Source organism: Wolbachia endosymbiont of Drosophila nikananu, from assembly GCF_028981865.1.
Lineage (GTDB): Bacteria > Pseudomonadota > Alphaproteobacteria > Rickettsiales > Anaplasmataceae > Wolbachia > Wolbachia pipientis_B.
Genome location: NZ_JAPQLL010000064.1, coordinates 9,964 through 30,685, shown reverse-complemented (window position 1 = coordinate 30,685; position 20,722 = coordinate 9,964). Strand labels below are relative to the sequence as shown.

Annotated in this window: 19 protein-coding genes and 3 tRNA genes; 9 read left to right on the top strand and 13 right to left on the bottom strand. The window is 35.5% G+C overall.

Annotated elements, in window-relative coordinates:
• Positions 1–466: 466 nt before the first annotated feature.
• From OZD67_RS04350 to mnmE, 3 genes are all read right to left on the bottom strand, one after another.
• Positions 467–1,480, bottom strand: coding sequence for an NAD(P)/FAD-dependent oxidoreductase (locus OZD67_RS04350; protein WP_182183248.1), 1,014 nt, complete (start codon positions 1,478–1,480; stop codon positions 467–469).
• 168 nt (positions 1,481–1,648) lie between these two features.
• Positions 1,649–1,736: transfer RNA gene (locus tag OZD67_RS04345), tRNA-Ser, on the bottom strand.
• A 47-nt stretch (positions 1,737–1,783) separates the two neighbouring features.
• On the bottom strand, positions 1,784–3,319 hold the full coding sequence (gene mnmE, locus OZD67_RS04340) for a tRNA uridine-5-carboxymethylaminomethyl(34) synthesis GTPase MnmE (protein ID WP_182183246.1): 1,536 nt from the start codon (positions 3,317–3,319) through the stop codon (positions 1,784–1,786).
• 213 nt (positions 3,320–3,532) lie between these two features.
• Here mnmE and nuoI point away from each other — a divergent pair, with 213 nt between their 5' ends.
• The 4 genes from nuoI to infC are packed head-to-tail and all read left to right on the top strand — an operon-like array spanning position 3,533 to position 6,633.
• Entirely contained in the window at positions 3,533–4,015 is a 483-nt protein-coding gene (gene nuoI, locus OZD67_RS04335) for an NADH-quinone oxidoreductase subunit NuoI (RefSeq protein WP_038199316.1), read from the top strand.
• 6 nt (positions 4,016–4,021) lie between these two features.
• Positions 4,022–4,204, top strand: a complete 183-nt coding sequence (locus OZD67_RS04330; RefSeq protein WP_182183245.1) for a hypothetical protein — start codon at positions 4,022–4,024, stop codon at positions 4,202–4,204.
• Positions 4,201–6,102 (top strand): threonine--tRNA ligase, encoded by a 1,902-nt coding sequence (gene thrS / locus OZD67_RS04325; RefSeq protein ID WP_182183243.1) that lies wholly within the window; start codon positions 4,201–4,203, stop codon positions 6,100–6,102. Before OZD67_RS04330 ends, thrS begins: the two co-directional genes overlap by 4 nt.
• A gap of 12 nt (positions 6,103–6,114) precedes the next feature.
• Positions 6,115–6,633 carry a translation initiation factor IF-3 gene (gene infC, locus OZD67_RS04320; RefSeq protein WP_182183241.1) on the top strand — a complete coding sequence of 173 codons (519 nt, stop codon included), beginning with the start codon at positions 6,115–6,117 and terminating at the stop codon, positions 6,631–6,633.
• Between the two features lie 28 nt (positions 6,634–6,661).
• Here infC and nuoF read toward each other — a convergent pair whose 3' ends face one another.
• Together nuoF and OZD67_RS04310 are read right to left on the bottom strand one after the other, a co-directional pair.
• Positions 6,662–7,915, bottom strand: coding sequence for an NADH-quinone oxidoreductase subunit NuoF (gene nuoF / locus OZD67_RS04315; protein WP_182184202.1), 1,254 nt, complete (start codon positions 7,913–7,915; stop codon positions 6,662–6,664).
• A gap of 19 nt (positions 7,916–7,934) precedes the next feature.
• Positions 7,935–8,007, bottom strand: a tRNA-Lys gene (locus tag OZD67_RS04310).
• Positions 8,008–8,569: 562 nt separating this feature from the next.
• Here OZD67_RS04310 and OZD67_RS04305 point away from each other — a divergent pair.
• From OZD67_RS04305 to OZD67_RS04295, 3 genes are all read left to right on the top strand, one after another.
• Positions 8,570–8,645, top strand: a tRNA-Ala gene (locus OZD67_RS04305).
• A 211-nt stretch (positions 8,646–8,856) separates the two neighbouring features.
• Positions 8,857–10,407 carry a magnesium transporter MgtE N-terminal domain-containing protein gene (locus tag OZD67_RS04300; RefSeq protein WP_182183240.1) on the top strand — a complete coding sequence of 517 codons (1,551 nt, stop codon included), beginning with the start codon at positions 8,857–8,859 and terminating at the stop codon, positions 10,405–10,407.
• Between the two features lie 86 nt (positions 10,408–10,493).
• Entirely contained in the window at positions 10,494–10,886 is a 393-nt protein-coding gene (locus tag OZD67_RS04295; protein ID WP_182183238.1) for a hypothetical protein, read from the top strand.
• Positions 10,887–10,965: 79 nt separating this feature from the next.
• Here the strand turns inward: OZD67_RS04295 and ccmE are convergent, their stop codons facing one another.
• The 8 genes from ccmE to OZD67_RS04255 are packed head-to-tail and all read right to left on the bottom strand — an operon-like array spanning position 10,966 to position 17,917.
• The gene (ccmE, locus tag OZD67_RS04290; protein WP_182183237.1) at positions 10,966–11,352 is read right to left on the bottom strand and encodes a cytochrome c maturation protein CcmE; all 387 of its coding nucleotides are present in this window, start codon (positions 11,350–11,352) and stop codon (positions 10,966–10,968) included.
• Positions 11,336–11,473 (bottom strand): CcmD-like small membrane protein, encoded by a 138-nt coding sequence (locus OZD67_RS04285; protein ID WP_179943858.1) that lies wholly within the window; start codon positions 11,471–11,473, stop codon positions 11,336–11,338. The genes ccmE and OZD67_RS04285 overlap by 17 nt, the downstream gene beginning before the upstream one ends.
• Positions 11,470–12,339 carry a biotin--[acetyl-CoA-carboxylase] ligase gene (locus tag OZD67_RS04280; protein ID WP_182183235.1) on the bottom strand — a complete coding sequence of 290 codons (870 nt, stop codon included), beginning with the start codon at positions 12,337–12,339 and terminating at the stop codon, positions 11,470–11,472. The genes OZD67_RS04285 and OZD67_RS04280 overlap by 4 nt, the downstream gene beginning before the upstream one ends.
• A complete protein-coding gene (locus tag OZD67_RS04275; protein ID WP_182183233.1) occupies positions 12,336–13,736 on the bottom strand; it encodes an NADH-quinone oxidoreductase subunit N in 1,401 nt (466 codons plus the stop codon). Before OZD67_RS04275 ends, OZD67_RS04280 begins: the two co-directional genes overlap by 4 nt.
• Positions 13,733–15,175, bottom strand: a complete 1,443-nt coding sequence (locus OZD67_RS04270; RefSeq protein WP_182183232.1) for a complex I subunit 4 family protein — start codon at positions 15,173–15,175, stop codon at positions 13,733–13,735. Before OZD67_RS04270 ends, OZD67_RS04275 begins: the two co-directional genes overlap by 4 nt.
• A 3-nt stretch (positions 15,176–15,178) precedes the next feature.
• Positions 15,179–17,026, bottom strand: coding sequence for an NADH-quinone oxidoreductase subunit L (gene nuoL / locus OZD67_RS04265; protein WP_182183230.1), 1,848 nt, complete (start codon positions 17,024–17,026; stop codon positions 15,179–15,181).
• A gap of 4 nt (positions 17,027–17,030) precedes the next feature.
• On the bottom strand, positions 17,031–17,339 hold the full coding sequence (nuoK, locus tag OZD67_RS04260) for an NADH-quinone oxidoreductase subunit NuoK (RefSeq protein ID WP_019236815.1): 309 nt from the start codon (positions 17,337–17,339) through the stop codon (positions 17,031–17,033).
• Positions 17,330–17,917, bottom strand: coding sequence for an NADH-quinone oxidoreductase subunit J (locus OZD67_RS04255; protein ID WP_182183228.1), 588 nt, complete (start codon positions 17,915–17,917; stop codon positions 17,330–17,332). Before OZD67_RS04255 ends, nuoK begins: the two co-directional genes overlap by 10 nt.
• A 208-nt stretch (positions 17,918–18,125) precedes the next feature.
• Between OZD67_RS04255 and OZD67_RS04250 the strand changes: the two genes are divergently transcribed.
• Both OZD67_RS04250 and OZD67_RS04245 read left to right on the top strand, forming a co-directional pair.
• Complete coding sequence (locus tag OZD67_RS04250) at positions 18,126–18,554, top strand: WD_0964 family protein (protein WP_182183227.1); 429 nt, start codon at positions 18,126–18,128, stop codon at positions 18,552–18,554.
• 121 nt (positions 18,555–18,675) lie between these two features.
• Positions 18,676–20,589 (top strand): ATP-dependent helicase, encoded by a 1,914-nt coding sequence (locus OZD67_RS04245; RefSeq protein WP_182183225.1) that lies wholly within the window; start codon positions 18,676–18,678, stop codon positions 20,587–20,589.
• The last annotated feature ends 133 nt before the right edge of the window (positions 20,590–20,722 follow it).

Below are 20,722 nucleotides of genomic sequence, written 5' to 3'. Positions count from 1 at the left end.
GTTATTTATATGTACTTCAAAATATTGGCGTTTTTTATTCTAAACGCTACGATTCAGCCGCTTTTAAATGCAACTAACCTTAGTTTAAATGTTTAAGAAATTGACTAAGCAGAAAAAAAAGGCAAGAGAAACCCCGTGTTAGCTAGTTGTCACTCTCTAATCCTGCAAATTGGCGTACTATACTGTCTTAAACGACTTATAAGCGCGTTTCAGCTTATATAGGTAAAAACCCAGAAATGTTGTGAAGACATAAGGTGCACATAGTGTAAAAAATTAAAAATAAGACGCCAACTACGTTGTTTTCTTGCTGTTTAATCTGCACAGATGAAGATAACTGAATACCTTCACTACCATGATAAAGGGGCTGGCGAGGCTTGTCAAGTAAGTTTTTTCGTTTCTACTTGGGTAACATCTTTGTGTTTTAGGCAACTGCCTTCGAAAACAGATGCCCCGGGTTATTTCAGATTTACTCACTTTCTTTCCCATGAATTCCCTTTGAAGTTGAATATTGAAAATTGACTGGAGAGTTGTGGATTACTTTGTATATGTCGTAACAAGCCATGGCGCTCTCAGCAAAACCATTTAGTATCAATTTTAGTTTGCCTGGATAAGTAGCTATATCTCCGATTGCATATATTCTATCTCTACTGGTTCTAAGTGTAGCTGGGTCGACAGTTATGCGGCCATGTTCTAACTCTATACCCCAACTGTTTATTGGCCCAAGATTCATTGACAATCCAAAAAATGGCAGCAAAAAATCAGCGGATATTTCTTTTTCTTCCTTAGAGGCAATATTTTTTACTATCACTGCGCTCAACTGCCCATTACCTCCTGCTAGTTCGTGTAATTGATATGGCACTACCAGTTCTATCTTTCCATTATTTTCAAGTGATTCTAATTTATTTCTAGTTTCAGGAGTGCAGCGAAATTCCTTTCTTCTATGTATCACATAAATTTTCTTTGCAACTTTAGAAAGTTCTACAGTCCAATCAGCTGCAGAATCACCCCCCCCTGCAATGACTATAGTTTTGTCCTGAAAATCAGAAATTTTATTTACACTGTAAAATACAGATTTATTTTCGTATTCTAATATACCACTTAAGGGTGGACGGTTAGGTTCAAACATTCCGTTACCTGCAGCAACAATAACAGCCTTACATTTTACCTCTGTGCCTGTGTTAGTTATGATAGTAAAGCTTTGATCACAGTTATTCGAAATCTTTTCCACTTTTTGACTTAAATGGTAAACAGGCTCAAATGGTGAAGCTTGCTCCATTAATTGCTCAATTAATTTTTGGGCAGTAATTACAGGATAACCAGGTATATCATATATTGGCTTTTCTGGGTAAAGAGCTGTGCATTGTCCTCCTGCTTGATCCAAAACATCTATTATATGGCATCTCATATCAAGCATTCCCGCTTGAAAAGCAGTGAATATTCCAATAGGCCCTGCACCTATTATTACTATATCGGTTTTCATATTCAGATGGTAATCTATTTATAGATATTAGCTTTCTTCGCTAATAAGGTCAATTTACAAAGGGATGTATTTTTAAAAGATGTGGCTAGATTAGATAAGATTTCCAGCGTTATGAACCACATAGTCCAAACAAGCTCTAAAAATCAGCTAACATAGCGGGATGCTGTGCGGACGGAATGGGATTCGAACCCATGGTACGCTCATCACGTACGTCAGTTTTCAAGACTGGTGCCTTAAACCGCTCGGCCATCCGTCCATTTCTTTTCTATCACAACATTTGATTTTAAGCAATCTATAAAAATCTTACTTACCTACACAAAAACTGCTAAACACACTATCTAATATTTCCTCAACATTAATAACCCCAATCACTGCACCAAGTTCAAATGCAGCAAGCCTTAAATCTTCAGATATCAACTCAATTGGATTATCGATATTAAAACGTTGTAAATGTTCCAGTGCTTTCTGCATGTGACTCCTATGTCTTTGCCGGGTAATCAAAGGAGTGTCTCTATCACGCCCAAATTTTTCCTCTGCCTTCTTTTTTATGAGAGAGATCAACTTGTTTGTACCTATTCCCTTTAAAATAGAAATAGGTAGGAAATCTACACCGCCAATCAGTATATTTCTGTCATTAATTGCATCGTCAGCTTTGCTCAGAACATAAATGGTGTCATTTTGGTCTGATGTCATGCAAGTAGCTGACACTGGAATCCAGCTATGAACATTGTTTTCAGCACACGTTTCTAGAATCCATTGTCTATTGCATAATTTGCAAGTATTTTTATATCTGGATCCCAGTGTCAAGCACTGGGATGACACCGTTTGTTGATTACAATATTTGCATAGTTGTGTGTCAAGCACTGGTACGACAGATGGTATATTGCCTGTGGCTTGATAATTGACATCGTGTCGCTGTTCAAAAGGAAATAGTTCTATTCTTAAATCAGCTTCAAAAGACCTCTTTTTTGCTCGACTTATGCCTTCTGATTCTATCGGGTCTGAACTCTCACGAATTCCAGCAGTATCAGAGAGAATGATTGGGTATCCGCCAATGTCAATATGAGCTTCAAGCACGTCTCTTGTTGTGCCTGCATATTCAGAAACAATAGCAATATCACGCTTGGCTAAGAAATTAAACAGAGTTGATTTACCGACATTTGGTTCACCAGTTATTACAATATGTAAACCCTCACGCAACCTTTCGCCCCGTCTATTATCATTTAAATGCTCTTGTATCAACTGCACGAGAGATTGCACTTCATTATTAATTTTTTCCAATTCACTTTTTTCTGCCCAAATGTCCTCTGGAAAGTCTATATATGCTTCGATTTTGGATTGTATCGTTATTAATTTTTGCCTCCAATTGCTGTATAGTCTCTCCAATTCTCCAGATATCTGCTTAATCGCTTGTTTAGCTTGCATTTTCGTCTCAGCATCAATTAAGTCTGCAATCCCTTCTATTTGCGTTAAGTCAAATTTACCATTTAGAAAAGCCCTAAGTGAGAATTCTCCAGGCCTGGCCATAACAAAAATTTTTGATAATTCCTCCAAGATGATTTTTATGACTGCCTTGCTTCCATGCACTTGTAACTCTATAACGTTCTCGCCAGTGAAACTGTTTGGAGCAGGGAAATAGATGATTATTCCATTATCTATCAATTGATTGGAATCATCATATAGATCAACTAAAGTAGCAAATCTTGGTTTAATTTCTTTCTTAATATGAAAATGATTTAAAGCTTTAAGCGCGTAGTTGCCTGAAATTCTGATTACTGCAACTCCTGACTTACCCAATACGGTCGATAAGGCGAAAATAGTTTCATTTTTGTTTGTCATTATTTATATAAACTACTTAGCAATATTACACTTAAGAAACCAAAATACCTAATTTGAAAATATTCGAAATTTTTATCTATCTTGCTAGTTTATAGTAATATCATATTAATAAATACATTATATAAAAAACTGTAAAGGTCACTCAGGTGAAAATATTTATTTTGAAAACTGATAATATGATTTATAATTATCAACATAGGTTTTAAATATTTTATGCTCAAGAAATTAGCTTGGTATTGGTCTTTTGTAGAGTTAATTAAAGGGTTTGTTATTACATTAAAATATATGTTTAAGCCAAAGGTTACTTTGAGGTATCCTATGGAGAAGGGCCCTTTAAGTCCAAGATTTCGTGGTGAGCATGCGTTGCGTAGGTATCCAAACGGTGAAGAACGATGCATAGCTTGTAAATTATGTGAAGTTATCTGCCCTGCTCAAGCAATAGTTATTGAAGCAGAGGAAAGAGAAGACGGTAGTCGTCGCACCACGCGCTATGATATTGATATGACAAAATGCATATACTGCGGACTTTGCCAAGAGGCATGTCCAGTTGATGCGATTGTGGAGGGTCCTAACTTTGAATTTGCTACTGAAACAAGAGAGGAGCTAATGTACAATAAAGAAAAGTTATTGCGTAATGGTGAAGTTTGGGAAGACGCAATTGCACTCAGGTTAAAAAAGAATAGACCGTATTATTAACTAGGTATGTCAACAATTAAAATTTCTTACAGCAAGTATGTAATAGATCTTTTGTACAACTGTTATTTAAGTGAAAGATCAGTAGCTCACCTTTTGGTGTCATTCCAGCGCGTGACGCTGGAATCTAGAAAAAAAAGAAACATGGATCCCAGTGTCACGCACTGGGATGACAAAAGGTATGATAAATGATTAAAGTTACTTTTTCAACCGAACAAAAAGTAAAAGGATACAGTGGTAGAGTCACTAGCTTTGATATATTACAACCGGATGCTTTGAAAGAAGCAGTTGCATTGAAAGTAAACGGTGAGTTGTATGATCTCTCACGTGAAATTGAATCTGATGCAGAGATAGAGGTGATACAACTGAGTGACGAAGCGGGTTTAGATATAATAAGGCATGATGCTGCTCACATAATGGCGCAGGCAGTGAAAGAGCTATTTCCTAGTACTCAGATTACTATCGGCCCAACAATTCAGGACGGTTTTTACTATGACTTTGCTACAAGTCGTGCCTTTACTACGGACGATCTTACCGCAATAGAAAAGAGAATGAAAGAGATTGTAAAAAGTAACCACAGATTTGTTCGAGAGGTTTGGACTCGCAAACAGGCAATTGATTTCTTTAGTGGTATAGGCGAAAAATATAAGGTTGATATTATCTCATCCATACCAGAGAGTGAAAACCTAACTGTTTATAGACAGGGCGATTTTGTTGACTTGTGCCGCGGGCCGCACTCACCATCAACCGGTAGAGTCAAAGCATTTAAACTTATGAAGGTTGCAGGGGCATACTGGCGTGGTAATTCCAAGGGCCAGGCGTTGCAGCGAATATATGGCACTGCATGGAGAAATAAGGATGAACTAAACACTTATCTTGAGCGTCTCAAAGAAGCAGAGAAACGCGATCACCGCAAAATTGCTAAGGATATGGACTTATTTCACATTCAAGAGGAAGCTGTCGGGCAGGTTTTTTGGCATGAACAAGGATATATTTTATATAATGTTCTTGAATCTTATATAAGGAAAAAATTAATAAATAATGGCTATTTTGAAGTGAAAACTCCTATTTTAGTAAGTAAGGAGCTGTGGGAGAAATCTGGACATTGGGATAAGTTTCGCGAAAATATGTTTATTGTTGATGAGCTTGAGAGTAAAAAGCTAGCAATAAAACCCATGAATTGCCCCTGTCATGTGCAGATTTTTAATTCTCACACCAGAAGCTATCGTGATTTACCGATACGTATGGCAGAGTTTGGCACATGCCATAGAAATGAAAGCTCAGGTTCATTGCACGGACTGATGCGAGTGCGTGGTTTTACGCAAGACGATGCACACATTTTTTGTATGGAAGAACAAGTGAATTCTGAGACTATAAAGTTTTGTGACCTTTTAAAAGAAGTATATTCAGAGCTTGGGTTCAATGAAATTTCTGTGAAATTTTCAGACCGTCCAGATGTTAAGGCAGGGGATGATGAAGTGTGGGATAGAGCTGAAAAAGCGCTGCTTGAAGCCGTTAAAGAAGCGGGCTTGAGTTATAAACTTAACCCTGGTGAAGGTGCATTTTATGGTCCAAAGTTAGAGTTCGTTTTGAAAGACGCAATAGGCAGAAATTGGCAATGTGGAACATTACAAGTTGATTTCATTTTACTAGAACGTCTGGGAGCTTTTTATATAGGGGCAGATGGGCACAAGCATCACCCTGTCATGTTACATAGGGCAATTCTTGGGACTTTTGAGCGTTTTATTGGAATTTTAATAGAGCATTATGCAGGAAAATTTCCAGTTTGGCTTGCTCCAACGCAACTTGCTATTCTGACCATTACAAATGAAGCTGACGGTTACGCCACAGAAATTAGCAATATTTTAAAAGAACAAGGTGTGAGAGTCAAGACTGATTTGACCAATGAAAAAATTAGTTATAAGATACGTTTGCATAGTTCAAACAAGGTTCCTATATTGTGGATTGTAGGCAAAAATGAAGTTACAAGTAAAACTGTGTCAGTGAGAAATTTAGGATCAGAAAGACAGGAGTCTTTTTCTTTGGAAAAGGCTACTGAATTGCTGTTAAAAAGTATTAATTTGAATTAAGGGAGTTAAAGTTTGCAAGTTAAAAAGAACAATAAAAACAGAATTAATGAATTCATCACAGCTAAGGAGGTACGCTTAGTTGATCATAGTGGTGAAATGGTCGGAATCGTGCAAATAGAACGAGCTTTGGAATTTGCACAGGGTGTTGGTTTAGACTTGGTGGAAATTGCACCTGATTCAACCCCTCCAGTATGTAAAATTCTGGATTATAGCAAACAAAAGTATGATATAAAAAAGAAAGCAAGTGAAGCAAAAAAGAAACAAAAAACATTAACTATAAAAGAAATTAAACTGGGTCCTAATATTGGTGATCACGACTACGAAACAAAATTGCGTCAAGCAAGAGACTTACTTGCTCACGGACATAAAATCAAAGTTACAATGAGATTTAAGGGCAGAGAGCTTATAAACACTGAAGTCGGACTGCAAAAATTAGAACGGCTAATTAGAGAAACTGAAGATATTGCAAAGGTAGAATTGGCACCTAAAAGAGAAGGGAATCAATATTTTTTAGCTCTGGTTGCTAAGTAGCAAAACGGCTTAAGAAGTATAAGTAGAGTTAAACTATCGCTCTCTCTTTGATAACATGGCGAAAATGTCTTATTAATCCTTGAATTGGCCAAGCTGCAGCATCACCAAGTGCGCAAATTGTATGTCCTTCTATTTGAGTTGTAAGGTCAAGCAGCTTATCTACTTCATCAGGCTTAATATTTCCTGCTATCATCCTCCTCATAATCCTCCACATCCATCCAGTACCTTCACGGCACGGTGTGCATTGTCCACAGGACTCATGCATGTAAAAGTGTGATAACCTCTCTATTGCAGCTATTATATCAGTTGATTTATTCATCACTATTACAGCAGCAGTACCAAGCCCTGATTGTGCAGCTTTTAATGAATCAAAATCCATTTCAATAGTATTACATATAGATTTTGGAATTAATGGCACTGAAGACCCACCAGGTATTACAGCAAGTAAATTATCCCAACCTCCTCGCACTCCACCTGCATACTTTTCAATCAATTCACGTAGTGGAATTCCGAGCTCTTCTTCAACATTACACGGGTTGTTTACGTGCCCTGAAATACAAAAGACCTTGGTACCAGTATTATTTGGTTTGCCAAGAGATGCAAACCATTCTCCTCCGCGATTTAGAATATCTGGAACCATAGCTATAGTTTCAACGTTGTTTATTGTGGTTGGGCAGCCAAAAAGCCCAACACCTGCAGGAAATGGAGGTTTCATGCGAGGAAAGCCCTTTTTTCCTTCAATTGATTCGAGTTGAGCTGTTTCTTCCCCACATATGTAAGCTCCTGCACCCCTATGGATAAACACATCAAGATCATAGCCTGATTTGCAGGCATTTTTTCCAATTAAGTTTTCTTTATAGGCTTCCTCAAGTGCTTTTTTTAGAACTAAATATTCATTATAAAATTCACCCCTGATATAAATATACGCAACTGATGCGCTGATCGCTTTGCCGGCCAGGAGAATTCCCTCAAGTAACTTATGTGGCTCATATCGTAATATATCTCTATCTTTACATGTACCAGGTTCTGACTCATCTGCATTGACTACTAAATATGCTTTTGGAAGATTTTTAGGCATAAAGCTCCACTTAAGGCCGGTGGAAAATCCTGCACCCCCTCGACCTCTCAAGCCAGATTTCTTTACTTCATCAGTGATTTTTTCTGATCCTAAATCCAGTAACTCCTTTGTTTTTTGCCAGCTACCACGTTTTTTTGCACCCTTAAGTAGTGGAGTTTCTTTACCATTTAGGTTGGTGAATATTTTATCTTGTTCTTTTAGCATGTTTTTCAAAATTTGTGAGTGATCCCGACGCGGTTCGAACGCGTGACATCCTGATTAAAAGTCAGGTGCTCTACCGGCTGAGCTACGGGACCATTTCATTTTTCAGCTATACTAAACAGTAATATAGTTTTTATCCGTTTTAATCAAACTAAAATTTTCATGTGTGATTAAATAAATTATATAATATACTGCGTTAGTAGTTAAAAAATCTATAGATAGTTTAAAAAATTTTTTAAAGGAAAACTTCTTGTTAATTTTCAATTCACAGATTTATTTGGATGGTGTGAAGTATAACGCTAAGGAGACAAGAAAAATAGAAAACTGTATATACCCTAAAGAATTTGTGCACTATTATAATGCTTAGCAATAGCCTATAGCTAACACGTTATACCGCCTCAGCATATAGCTAACCCAAGAAAGGTTTTCCTACATCATACCGCCGCGGTATCTCTAGATCCCGCTAACAAGCAGCGGGATGACGAATTTTTGTTTTTCAAATTATCGGTAAATCTAAGTCACTTTAGCTATAGATTCCGCTAACACGTAGCGGAATGACGGTTTTTCAAATTGTCAGTAAATCTAAGTCAGTTTAGCTATAACAGATAAATATTTCTTGCATTTCAGCCTGAGTGATTTATGCTTTAAGCAAGAATTGGGGGCATAGCTCAGCTGGTAGAGCATCTGTTTTGCACGCAGAAGGTCAGCGGTTCGATCCCGCTTGCCTCCACCAGTCTATATTAGCTCTAGCACGCCACAAAACTTGTCAAAACAGCTTATTTTAATCTAGGAGTGTTTTATACTAGTTTCCTAAAAAATCCCTCTTTCTGTAACTTTTCTTTATGCAAGTAATGTTTTTTATTATAATTCTGATATATACTAACTTAACAATAAATTAATCAATAAATGTTAGAATACTAACAATTAATTTATTGGTAATGCCTATGAGTGGAAAGAAACATGTTTTTAAGATGGTACCTGGGAAAAAATTGCTCAACGCAACCAAATGGAAGATATTGCAAGATCAGGTGGACAACAATAAGATGCCTGAAGATCAAGTGGATAGCAAAGGGCTAACTTGGAATAAGCTTGCTAAAGTTGGGTTCATACCACTGGATGATGAAAGTGATATAGCACTAGATTTACCTATAAAATTTTGTGGTCCTAAGGGGAGTGCAAGACTTGTTTCCTGTGTACAGGAAGGTGAAAAAGATTTGGCAGGAGAAATTTATTATTGTGATAATAATCAAGATCTATTAACAAATTGTAAGGTTTCTATTGGGAAAAATTTGAGACATGTTGAACTAGATTATGTAAATAATCCGTATTCCTTTGCATATATCAATGACCAACTAATGAAGTTATCACTGACCAAGCAAGCTATAGAAACTTTTTCTGCTGACATAAAAAGCAGTCGGATTTTCCTTGATGTACAACCAGTGGAATATCAATATGTAACATGGGAAGAGTCAAATAACGATAAATATTATTTCTCAGATGATCAAGGAAATATTATCGATTCACTTGACAATAAGGCACTTCAATATATTAAATTGTACAGCAAGGAACAAACAATCAAGGATATAATATCATCTAATATACTAGAAGACATAAATACGTTTACCAAAGTTCTTGTTGAAAGCCTAACGGATGAGCAACTAAAGATTTTTGCCAACACTCTTAGTAATGAGCAACTCCGAGCTTTAGTGGATCATCTAACCAACCACCAATTACAAGCTCTCGCTCAGGAATTAAATCCAGAAAAATTAAAAATAGTTGTTCCTATTTTAAATGATGCTCAGCTTGAAGCTCTAGTTAGAGACTTAAACCCAGAGCAGGTAAAGGAAATTCTGCCTCACTTAAAGACAGATCAGTTTAAAGCACTTATTAAAACTTTAAGTGATGAGCAATTTACAGTGCTTGCAAAAGACTTGGCTGAACACCACTTGACGATACTCTCCAAAGAATTGGGAGGTAATCAGTTAAAAGCTTTAGTAAATAACCTGCAGGAAGATCAACTGAAAGACTTAGTTAATAAACTCGACCATAAGAAACTCGAAGCAATAGCTCAGGACTTAACTGATCCTAATAGGATTCAAACTATTATTAAGTCTTTAGCTGACAATCCAGGTAAACTTCAAGCCTTTGCTCGCAATTTGTCTAATGAACAGTTTAAAGCACTTTTGGATAACATAGATGCAAATGAGCTTAAAGACATCATTCACAAACTGCCTTATGAGAAAGTAACGGCTGTGATTGGTGATCTCAGCAATCAAGATCAGTCTAAAGCTATTATTGATGCATTAAAAGGGAAACTTGAAGAACAAAATGAAAAGCTAAAAGAGGTTTATGAGAAGCTAGAAGAACTTCTACCTCCACCTGTATACAGCGAAGTGTTGGAAAGTTTGCGTTCATCACCCCGTATTTTCCAAGATACTAACATTGAATTTATAGCAGTCGAAGAATACGCTTACCATGAATCTGAGTACTTGTAAGCCAGTGCTTACGAGTTTGGAAAAAGGTTGTCTGATGTGCGTAGCAGCTAGTTTAAATTATTAATAATGTTATGGAGGTAACTTATATGAAAACAGATAAAAGTCTACAAAACAATGTACAAGGTTTTGCAACAGAAAATAATGAGCAAAAAGTTAATACCATTGGGCCTTTCAAGCTAAAAAGCCAGGGGAAAGACTTCACGGAGCAACAACTAACAAAAACTATAGTAGGTGCTCATGCTCAAAATGTTATTGATGAGATGGTCGATAGTATAAATCAAAACCTCATTGGTAAGTTAAATACGATATTAACAGATGAAGAGAAAAAAGTTACAAAACTAATTAAAGATGTTGGTGATCAAAAGAGTGGTTTAGTAAAAGATCTCAGTGATTTAAAACAAGCTTTAGACGATATTGCTCCTCCACCAGCATCTCCTCCATTATTCCATGTTACTGGCGAGGAGAACGGATTGCTTTAATAAAAAAGGTAACAGCTTGCTAGCAGGCTGTTACTCTCTCTACATATCGTTTCAATACAACTGAATTAGGGAATCTATTTTAAAACTTCGGCATATAATTCTCATCATGTTTTGCAAACACCGTGTCTGCAAGAAAGGTACTATTATCAAACATTTTACCTTGCACAACAACACCACTTTTTTCTGAAAACATTGGTGGAAGTATCCCCTGATATTTTACCGTGACGCTTTTATTAAAATCTGTCATTTGAAAAATCACTTCACTTTCGTTGCGTATCACGCTATTTTCAACAACCATTCCACCAACACGGATTGGCTTTTGACTACTTGGTAAAACTATTGCCTCACTTACTGTATAGAAAAATGAGATATTTTCTTTGAGCGTTGTTAAAATAAAAAAGACTATGCAGCTTAAAAAGCAGAAAATTCCTGAAGTTATAAGTAATCGCTTATGTTTCTTCTTCATTATTATCTTTCAGGCTTTCTAGAATTTTTTTACTTTTAGTATAGCAAGAAATGGTAAAAATCAGTTCTCCGGCAATCAACGTAAAACTAATAAGGTAAGCAAAAATTACATATGTATTCATAATGCATTGTCAATAAATAACTCACCTGCATCAAAATAAATTAAGCTTCCATCCTTTTGCTGCAACACCAATTTACCACTGTTATCTATATCAGCAAAAATTCCTTCATACAATTTGTCAGCTAACTTTACACTGATTTGCTCATTCATTTTGAATGCTTTTTTTAACCACATTTCTCTTATAGCATAAAACCCATCAAATAGCCATTGCTTTCTTAGCTTATTAAAATTTATTATTAATTCCTTTAACAGATCCATGTTAGACATAGACTCACCATAATTGCTAATGCACGTTGTTCCTGGAAGTGGTGCATGATTGACATTAATTCCAATTCCTACAATAAGCCAATTCAAATTGGATCTTTTTTCAAGCAATATTCCACTTATTTTCTTGCCATCGATTAGAATGTCATTTGGCCATTTATGTTGAATGTTACTATCATTCATAAATGACAGTAAAGTATTCCCTACAGCAAGAGCAGTCACAAAAGTCAATTCTGTTAATTTGCTGATGTCTTTAACTTGACTCGTTAAGCTTACTGTTATCCCAGTACCATCCGATGTTATCCCAGTGCTTGACACTGGGATCCATGCTTCTTGATTCCTAGATTCCAGCGTCACGCGCTGGAATGACACCGAAAGCGGGCTTTTATCGAGATAATTGTTAAAGAGGTTTACTACCAAACTTGCATAAAAATTACCCTCGGGAGAAATCCAGCTTTTTCTAGTGCGCCCTCTACCCTCTGTTTGTTTGTCGGCAATAATGACGGTTTCATTTGATATTCCTTTATCAATTAAATCCAACGCTTCTGTATTAGTGCTTGAAACTTCTTTGTAATGATGAATATAAAAGCCCTCAGGGATCACTTTACTAAGCCTTTAGTTACCAGGTGAATTAATGAGTATAAGTTCTCTACATATACAAAAAGAATAATATTGATTAATGAGACTGCTGAAGTGATGATGAATAAACCCTTGCAATAGGTGGTTTTATTACTGCTAGTCTTATCAAAATATATAGCTTTTATAATATTTAGATAATAGTAACACGATACAACACTCGCCACCACAAGGGTCAAAGACAGGCTGATAAAGCCAGAATTTATTAAACTTTTGAATATAAAAAATTTAGCGATAAAACCTGCAAGTGGAGGTATTCCCGACATCGAAAGCAATAGTACAGAAAGATGAAATGCTAAAACTGGGCATTTTTTCCCTATACCAGATAAATTTGCAATATCACAATCGTCATCATCAATTTGTACGAGATATGAGAATAGCCCTATGCTTGTGATGATATATATCACCAGATACATTAAGGCACTATCTGTTCCTGCTTGTGTAAAAATAGAAAGTGAAGCAAATATAAAACCAATGTGACCAATTGAACTGTAAGCAAGCAGCCTTTTTAAGTTTTGCTGACGCAATGCCCCAAAAGCTGAGATAAGCACAGACAATGCTGAAACGTACAAGAAAATAGGCTGAACATAACTTTTTACATTTACTAACTCTTCATTCATTAATCGAATTAAAAATGTTACAAGTGCAGCTTTTGGGGCCGTAGAAAAAAACGCAGTTACTATGGTAGGTGCACCTTGATAGACATCTGGAGCCCACATATGAAAAGGAGCAATAGCAAGCTTGAAACACAAACCAATAAGGATAAAAACTAACCCAAAAACTATTCCATAAGTTATCTGATGGTTTTGCAAGAATGAACCGAGCTCAGAGAAATTGACTTGTCCTGTATATCCATAAAGCAGCGACATTCCATATAGCATAATGCAGGAAGATAGTGCACTAAGTGTAAAATATTTCACTCCTGCTTCACATGAATAAGCTGAATCTTTATTAAAGCTCGCAAGAACATATAAAGATATACTCATCAACTCAAAAGCTAAGTAAAAAGAAATCAGACTATTTGCTGAAACTAAAGTTATCATGCCAAATAGCGCAAAAAGAATCAGTATTGAAAATTCATATTTATAGTCATATTTTGATAAATTCAGCATCAAAAGTATTAAAATTCCTGTGCTGAGAATTAACCCTTGGGCTGACCTGATGTATAAATTGAGTTTTAACAACGAATTAAAGAGAAAAATTTCATTGTTTTCTGCCGAAATAATTAAAATAATTAAAGTTACCACTGTGCAGCCAAGTGCTAATAAGTTGATAGTTCGGCGGTTAAATATAATTCCAAGCAGTAGCAACACTAACGAGGAGATAATAGAGAACGTTTCCGGCAATATCTGTATATAATTCATAGCGCATTATATTTGACTAACAAATTTGCCATACATGGCTTCAAATAATTCAGTGCAAGGGTTGGGTAGAATCCAAGCAAAATAACAAACACTGCAAGCAGAATTAAGACAGAAAATTCTATGCTATCCAAGCGATTATTTAATAATTTAGAATAGCTAACTCCCCATATTATTTGCTTACATAAATTCAGCATATAAACTGCGCTTAAAATAGTGCCAAGTACGATAAATCCTGTAAAAAACTCTATGCTCTTAAACATTCCAACCATAGCCAAAAACTCACCTATGAATCCAGATGTTCCAGGTAGCCCTATTGAAGCCATTGAAAATAAAATGAACATAAAACCAAATTTTGGTATTGTGTTTACTATGCCAAAATACTTTGCAATCTCCAAAGTTCCAGTTCGAATATATAGCATTCCAACACACAAAAATAAAGCAGCAGAAATAAGGCCATGACTAATCATTTGAAATATGCTACCCAGTACTCCTTCCTCACAAAATGAAAAGAGGCCAGCGGTAACGATCCCCATATGTGCTATTGAAGAATAAGCTATTAACTTCTTTATATCATCTTGAGCAAACGCAACTAGAGAAGCATATATCACCGCAATAATGCTCAGCACAACAACGAAATTTGAAAAATACAAACTTGCCTGAGGAAGCATTGGAATAGAAAACCTTAAAAATCCATATCCCCCCATTTTAATAAGCAAGCCAGCTAAAATCACAGATCCAGAAGTTGGTGATTGCACATGCGCATCAGGAAGCCAAGTGTGAAATGGAAACATAGGTACTTTTATTGCAAAAGAAATAAAAAATGCAATCCACAGCAATGACTGCACTTCAAGATCAAGGCTTGGCACTAATGTAGCTAATTTTTGTATACTAAACGTTCCAAAAACACTATAGATGTATACCAACCCAAGTAGAAATAATAATGAGCCAGTTAATGTATAAAGAAATAACTTAAACGTCGCATATATCCTTTGCTTCCCTCCCCAAATGCCAATAATAAAGAACATTGGTATTAAGACAGCTTCAAAAAACACATAAAAGCTTATAGCATTCAGTGAAACGAAAAAACCGACTACAAAACTCTCAAGCAGTAGAAATAATGCCATATAGGCTTTTAGGGTCGTATAACTCATTTTGCAATTATAGAGCATACACATAACAAACAAGAAGGTCGTAAGTAGAAGGAAAAGCAACGATATTCCATCCACCCCTATTCCAATATCTCTTACTGGATAGCTGACAAACTGAAAGTCCGCATTGTTATAATCAAATTCTATACAAGCTACAATGCTAAGCAAGAATGGAAGTACAGCAAAAAATAGGGCAAGGAATCTTAGGTGTATAGATTGATGATTAATCCTGATCGAGGATAAAATCAACGCTCCTATCAGTGGAAGCAAGAATATACTAAGTAACAACACCTTCTATTTAATTCCAATAATATATAAAGCACCGATTATTAAAGTAACAAACATAATAAATGCATAATCAAATATATAACCAGTTTGTAACTTTATAGAACTTTTTGAACATTCATTAACCAACCTTACAACACCATTTGGTCCAAATGAATCAATAGCCTTAACATCAAACTTCCATAGAAGCCTAGATATAAACCTTATCGGTGCAATTATAATAAACTCATACACCTCATCAAAGTACCATTTATTCTGCAAAAACTTAAGTAAAAATTTACTCTTAATTTGCCTAATTACTTGATATTGGTAAATCAGGTATGCAAGAGCTATTCCACTTAGGCTCGCTAAGGTTGGCAGCAGTTTTATAAAGAAATTATGAACTCCATGCTCATCAATCACCATTAAACTTGATTTCCAAAACGCATTACTAGTTATGTTCAAAATATTTGCTCCCCACACTCCAGAAAATACCGATCCAAAAGCAAGTATCAGTAATGGTATAAGCATAATCTTTGGTGCTTCATGTATATTAATTTTACTTTGTTTTTGGCCATGGAACACAAGAAGCAATAACCTCCAAGAGTAAAACGCTGTGAAGAATGCAACAACTAAGCTTATTGCAAAAGCAAAGCTATCCGTGCTATAAGCATGTTCAATTATCAAATCCTTTGAGTAAAAACCTGCAAATGGAAATATTCCAGAAAGCGCAAGAGACCCAATCCACATGAGAGCGTAAGTGCAAGGGATTTTCTTCCAGCAATTTCCCATTTTCTGAATGTTTTGCTTATGATGCATTGCATGAATTACATTGCCAGCACCAAGAAATAGTAGAGCTTTAAAAAAAGCGTGTGTCATTAAATGAAAAATAGCAACATTGTAAGCAGAAAGCCCACATGCCATAAACATATAACCAAGTTGACTGCAGGTTGAATAAGCAATTATTTTTTTTATATCATTCTGAGTAATTGCAACGGTGGCTGCAAAAAAAGCAGTAAGTGCACCAACGATAACTATTAATTCTCGTGCCACATTTGATAACTCAAACAATGGAGAACATTTTGCTATTAAAAATATACCTGCTGTTACCATCGTTGCTGCATGAATGAGTGCAGAAACAGGGGTTGGCCCTTCCATTGCATCTGGCAACCAAACATGTAACCCAAGCTGTGCAGATTTACCCATACAGCCAATAAAAAGTAATATGCATATTATATGAATTATTTTAAATTCACAGCAGAATGCTCTAATGTTCTGCGCGCCAAGAAGATCAGCTGTGTCAAAAACTTCAGTAAATTTTAAAGAGTGAAATGTATAATAAATGAGAAAGATCCCAATCAATAGTGCAAAATCTCCTACCCTATTCACAACAAATGCTTTAATTGCTGCATTATTTGCAGAATATTTTTGGAACCAAAATCCTATGAGTAAATAAGAACATAGGCCAACCCCTTCCCAGCCAAAAAAAAGCTGCACGAAATTATCGCTCACCACCAGCACAATCATGCAAAACGTAAACAGCGATAGGTAAGAAAAAAACCTCGACTTCCCTTTATCATGTTCCATATAACCGATAGAGTAGAGGTGGACTACTAGTGAAACAGTGGTAATAACAATAAGCATTAAGGATGAGAGAGCATCCACACTAATTGCCCAATTTACTTTTAATACACTTAATGAAAATAGAGGAAATAAACTCAAGTGATAATTTTCAGAGAAGGTGAGAAAAACATACCAAGATAAAACTGCAGATATTCCAATCCCTGCCGTTGTAACTAACTGACTTTTTCTAAAAAGTGCTGCAAATAGCGAACCAAAGAGTGGCAAAAATACTATTAATTTCAGTATATCCATCATACTTTCATTCTTTCATTAAATTTGCTTGTTCAACGTCTATATTGCCACGGCTTCTATAATATACAACCAATATTGCAAGCCCAACTCCTGACTCTGCTGCCGCAACAGTCAACACAAACATCACAAAAATTTGCCCAACTATATCATTCATAAAGGCAGAAAAAGCAACTAAATTGATGTTAATCGCCAGCAATAATATTTCTATTGATAATAATATATTGATTATGCTCTTACGGTTAATGAAAATACCACACACCCCAATAGTGAACAAAATAGCAGCAACTATCAAAAAATGATTTAATCCTATTTCCATTCTACTCCTTTTCCAAATTTAGCCTTAACCAATTTTACAGATGAAGATTGTGTCAATTGCTTTAATACATTCTGTTTTTTAACTTCTTTTTTCTTGTCCTGCAAAGTAAGAGCAATTGCACCGACAATTGCAACAAGTAGCAAAATTCCAGAAAGATGAAAAGCGTACATGTAGTCAGTGTAGAGCAAATTACCGATAGCTTTCACGTTATTAGTATTATAGTTTATAACATTGCTTATATTTGGTGCTGAGCTGCGGATTACAAAGCTGATGACTAGAAAAAACACAACACATAATATAGCACCAAGAGTGAAATGCTTTGCAAAACCCTGGCGCAACCTTATGTAGTTAATATCGAGCATCATAACTACAAAGAGAAACAACACCGCAACCGCACCGATGTATACTATCAGCACCATCATAGCAATGAATTCAGCTCCAAGGAGAATGAAAAGCACTGCAGAATTAACGAAGGTAAAAATTAAAAATAATACTGCATGCACAGGATTTCTTACGCTAATTACACAAACAGCAGATAAAATGCTAAGAATTGCAAAAAAATAAAAGAAAAAAGCCATTGATACTTTAACTGCAACAATAGTTACTAATTTAAAGTGACTATTGTTGTAAAGTCAATATTATATTAAACGCTTGAAAACATTGCACTTTCAGCTCCATTTTAAATTATTATATAGAGTATTTTCTCAGTAATGCAATAAACACTCTTGACAATTTTAATTTATTAACATATAATATATGTATATTAATAATCAGCGGTAGCTCAAAATGTACAACATATTTGGTTATTTCAAAAGCAACAATAGTTCTAACGCACAAAGTAGCAGACTAGATGGAGAAAGTTATCAATACACCACAAGAGACTATATGACAATTTACTTTAATAACACACTAGCAAGTTTCATTAGATCATTGAGAGAATTTAAAGAAAAAGCGTATGGATTTATGTATGATATTGGAACTTGGTTGAAAGAAACATATGAAAATCTTACTGAACGACCTGCAACGCATAATCACTATACCCCAAAAGAAAAATCCCTTGTTGAAGTTGAAGAAATAGAAATGAAGGAACTAAACCATACATATAAGCCATTCCAAACTCCACCTATCCACCCAACAAGCAGAAGTTCTGGTACCAACACCTCAAATCAAGTTGTTGTTACTCAGCATACACTTGAAACTACCCCAACAAGATAGATCTACGCTTAAATATGTAGTACTTGAGTGAAGCATTCTTTAACTGTTCTATTCAATAAAACCTTTACAATATTTCGATCATAGGTTTAACTTTACGAAGTTATAATCTATAGGGCTGCAAATGAACGATTATCTCTCACTGCTAAATCCAGAACAACAATCAGCTGTAACTAACATAGATGGACCGGTTTTAATATTGGCAGGAGCAGGAACGGGAAAAACAAGAACGATTACTTCAAGAATAGCACACATAATTAGAAACGGTCATGCTTATTCTGATGAAATATTAGCTGTTACATTCACAAACAAAGCAGCAAATGAGATGGTATCAAGGGTACTTGAGCTAACAGGCACAAACATACCATGGCTTGGCACTTTCCATGCAATTGCAGCAAAAATTCTACGTTATCATGCTGAAGTCGTGGGGCTAAATTCCAATTTTACAATCATTGGTGTGGATGACCAATTACAGGTAATAAAAAATATTATTAATGAAATAAGCCCTGATTACCTACCAGAAAAATGTAAGACCATTATGAATATTATTCAGCAATGGAAAGAGAAATGCTTATTGCCATCTGAAGTGGAAGATATTCAATCATTTAGGCCAGTGTACGTAACTGCACTCAAAGTCTATCACCAGTATCAGGAAAGGTTAAAATTCCTTAACTCTGTCGATTTTGGTGACTTATTGCTATATAACATACAACTCTTTAATCAAAAGATCGAAGTTCTGTCCTACTACCAAAACAAGTTTAAATATGTCATGGTAGATGAATATCAAGATACAAATGCGATACAATATCTTTGGCTAAAATACCTTGCAAAAGAGCACTCAAACATTTGCTGTGTAGGAGATGATGACCAGTCGATATATAGTTGGCGTGGTGCAGAAGTTGAAAATATTTTGAAATTTTCCGATGATTTTAAAAATGCAAAAACCGTTAAACTAGAGTGTAACTACAGATCAACATCCCACATACTTGCAACTGCGTCATATGTTATCAATCACAATAAGACTCGCTTAGAAAAAAAATTGTGGACAATAAACGTTGAAGGGGAAAAGGTAAATCTAATAAAATTATGGGACGGAAAAGCTGAAGCAAGGTTCATAAGCGAACAGATATTAAAGCTCAATAAATACAGATTTAGTGACATTGCAGTGCTGGTAAGGGCGACTTTTCAGACTAGAGTTCTGGAAGAGTATTTTATAAAATATTCAATTCCCTACAAGATTATAAGTGGTGTAAAATTCTACGAACGTCAGGAAGTCAGGGATATAATTGCATATTTAAGACTCGTTACAAACAATAACGATGATTTAGCTTTCGAAAGGATCATAAATCGGCCAAAAAGAAGCATAGGAGCTACAACTCTAAAGAAAATATACACGACTGCTCAGGATAACAAAATTTCTTTTTTTGAGGCAGCAAAAATATTAGTTAATAGTAATCAAGTAACCGAAAGAATTAAACTCTCACTAAATGATTTTTTAAATAAAATTAAAGCTTGGGAAGAGATAGTAAGCGTAAAACCACTGCATGAATTCGTTAAAATCGTAGCAAACCAATCAGGGTATATTGAAATGCTTGAAAATGAGGAGGTAACAGGCTTAGCACGAATAGAAAATGTTAAGGAGCTCATCTCATCTTTAAAAAATTTCGATAATGCCACAACTTTTTTGGAGCATATAAGTCTAGTGATGGAAGTGGATAATATGAATAACGATGACACCGTATATGTTATGACTCTTCATGCAGCCAAAGGACTTGAATTCCCGTGCGTGTTTCTACCTGGTTGGGAAGAGGGATTATTTCCTCATCAAAGATCTTTTGAAGATAAAAGTGGTAAAGCTTTAGAAGAAGAAAGGAGACTTGCATATGTTGGCATAACCAGGGCAAAGGAAAGGTTAATCATTTCATGTGCAGATAGGAGGGAAATTAACAACCAGTGGCAACCGATGCACACTTCTCGGTTCATTAAAGAATTGCCAAGAGAAAATGTTGAGGTAATCAAGAGTAACGCCTACTGTTGAAGCTATAACTGCAGATAAACATATCTTACAAATCTGAATTACTTCAACTATATGTGTAACCAGACTGCATTCTGTGATTTTTAGCAAAGCACGATCTTTCATTTGAGCTTTCTTCAATTTAAAATAAATACAG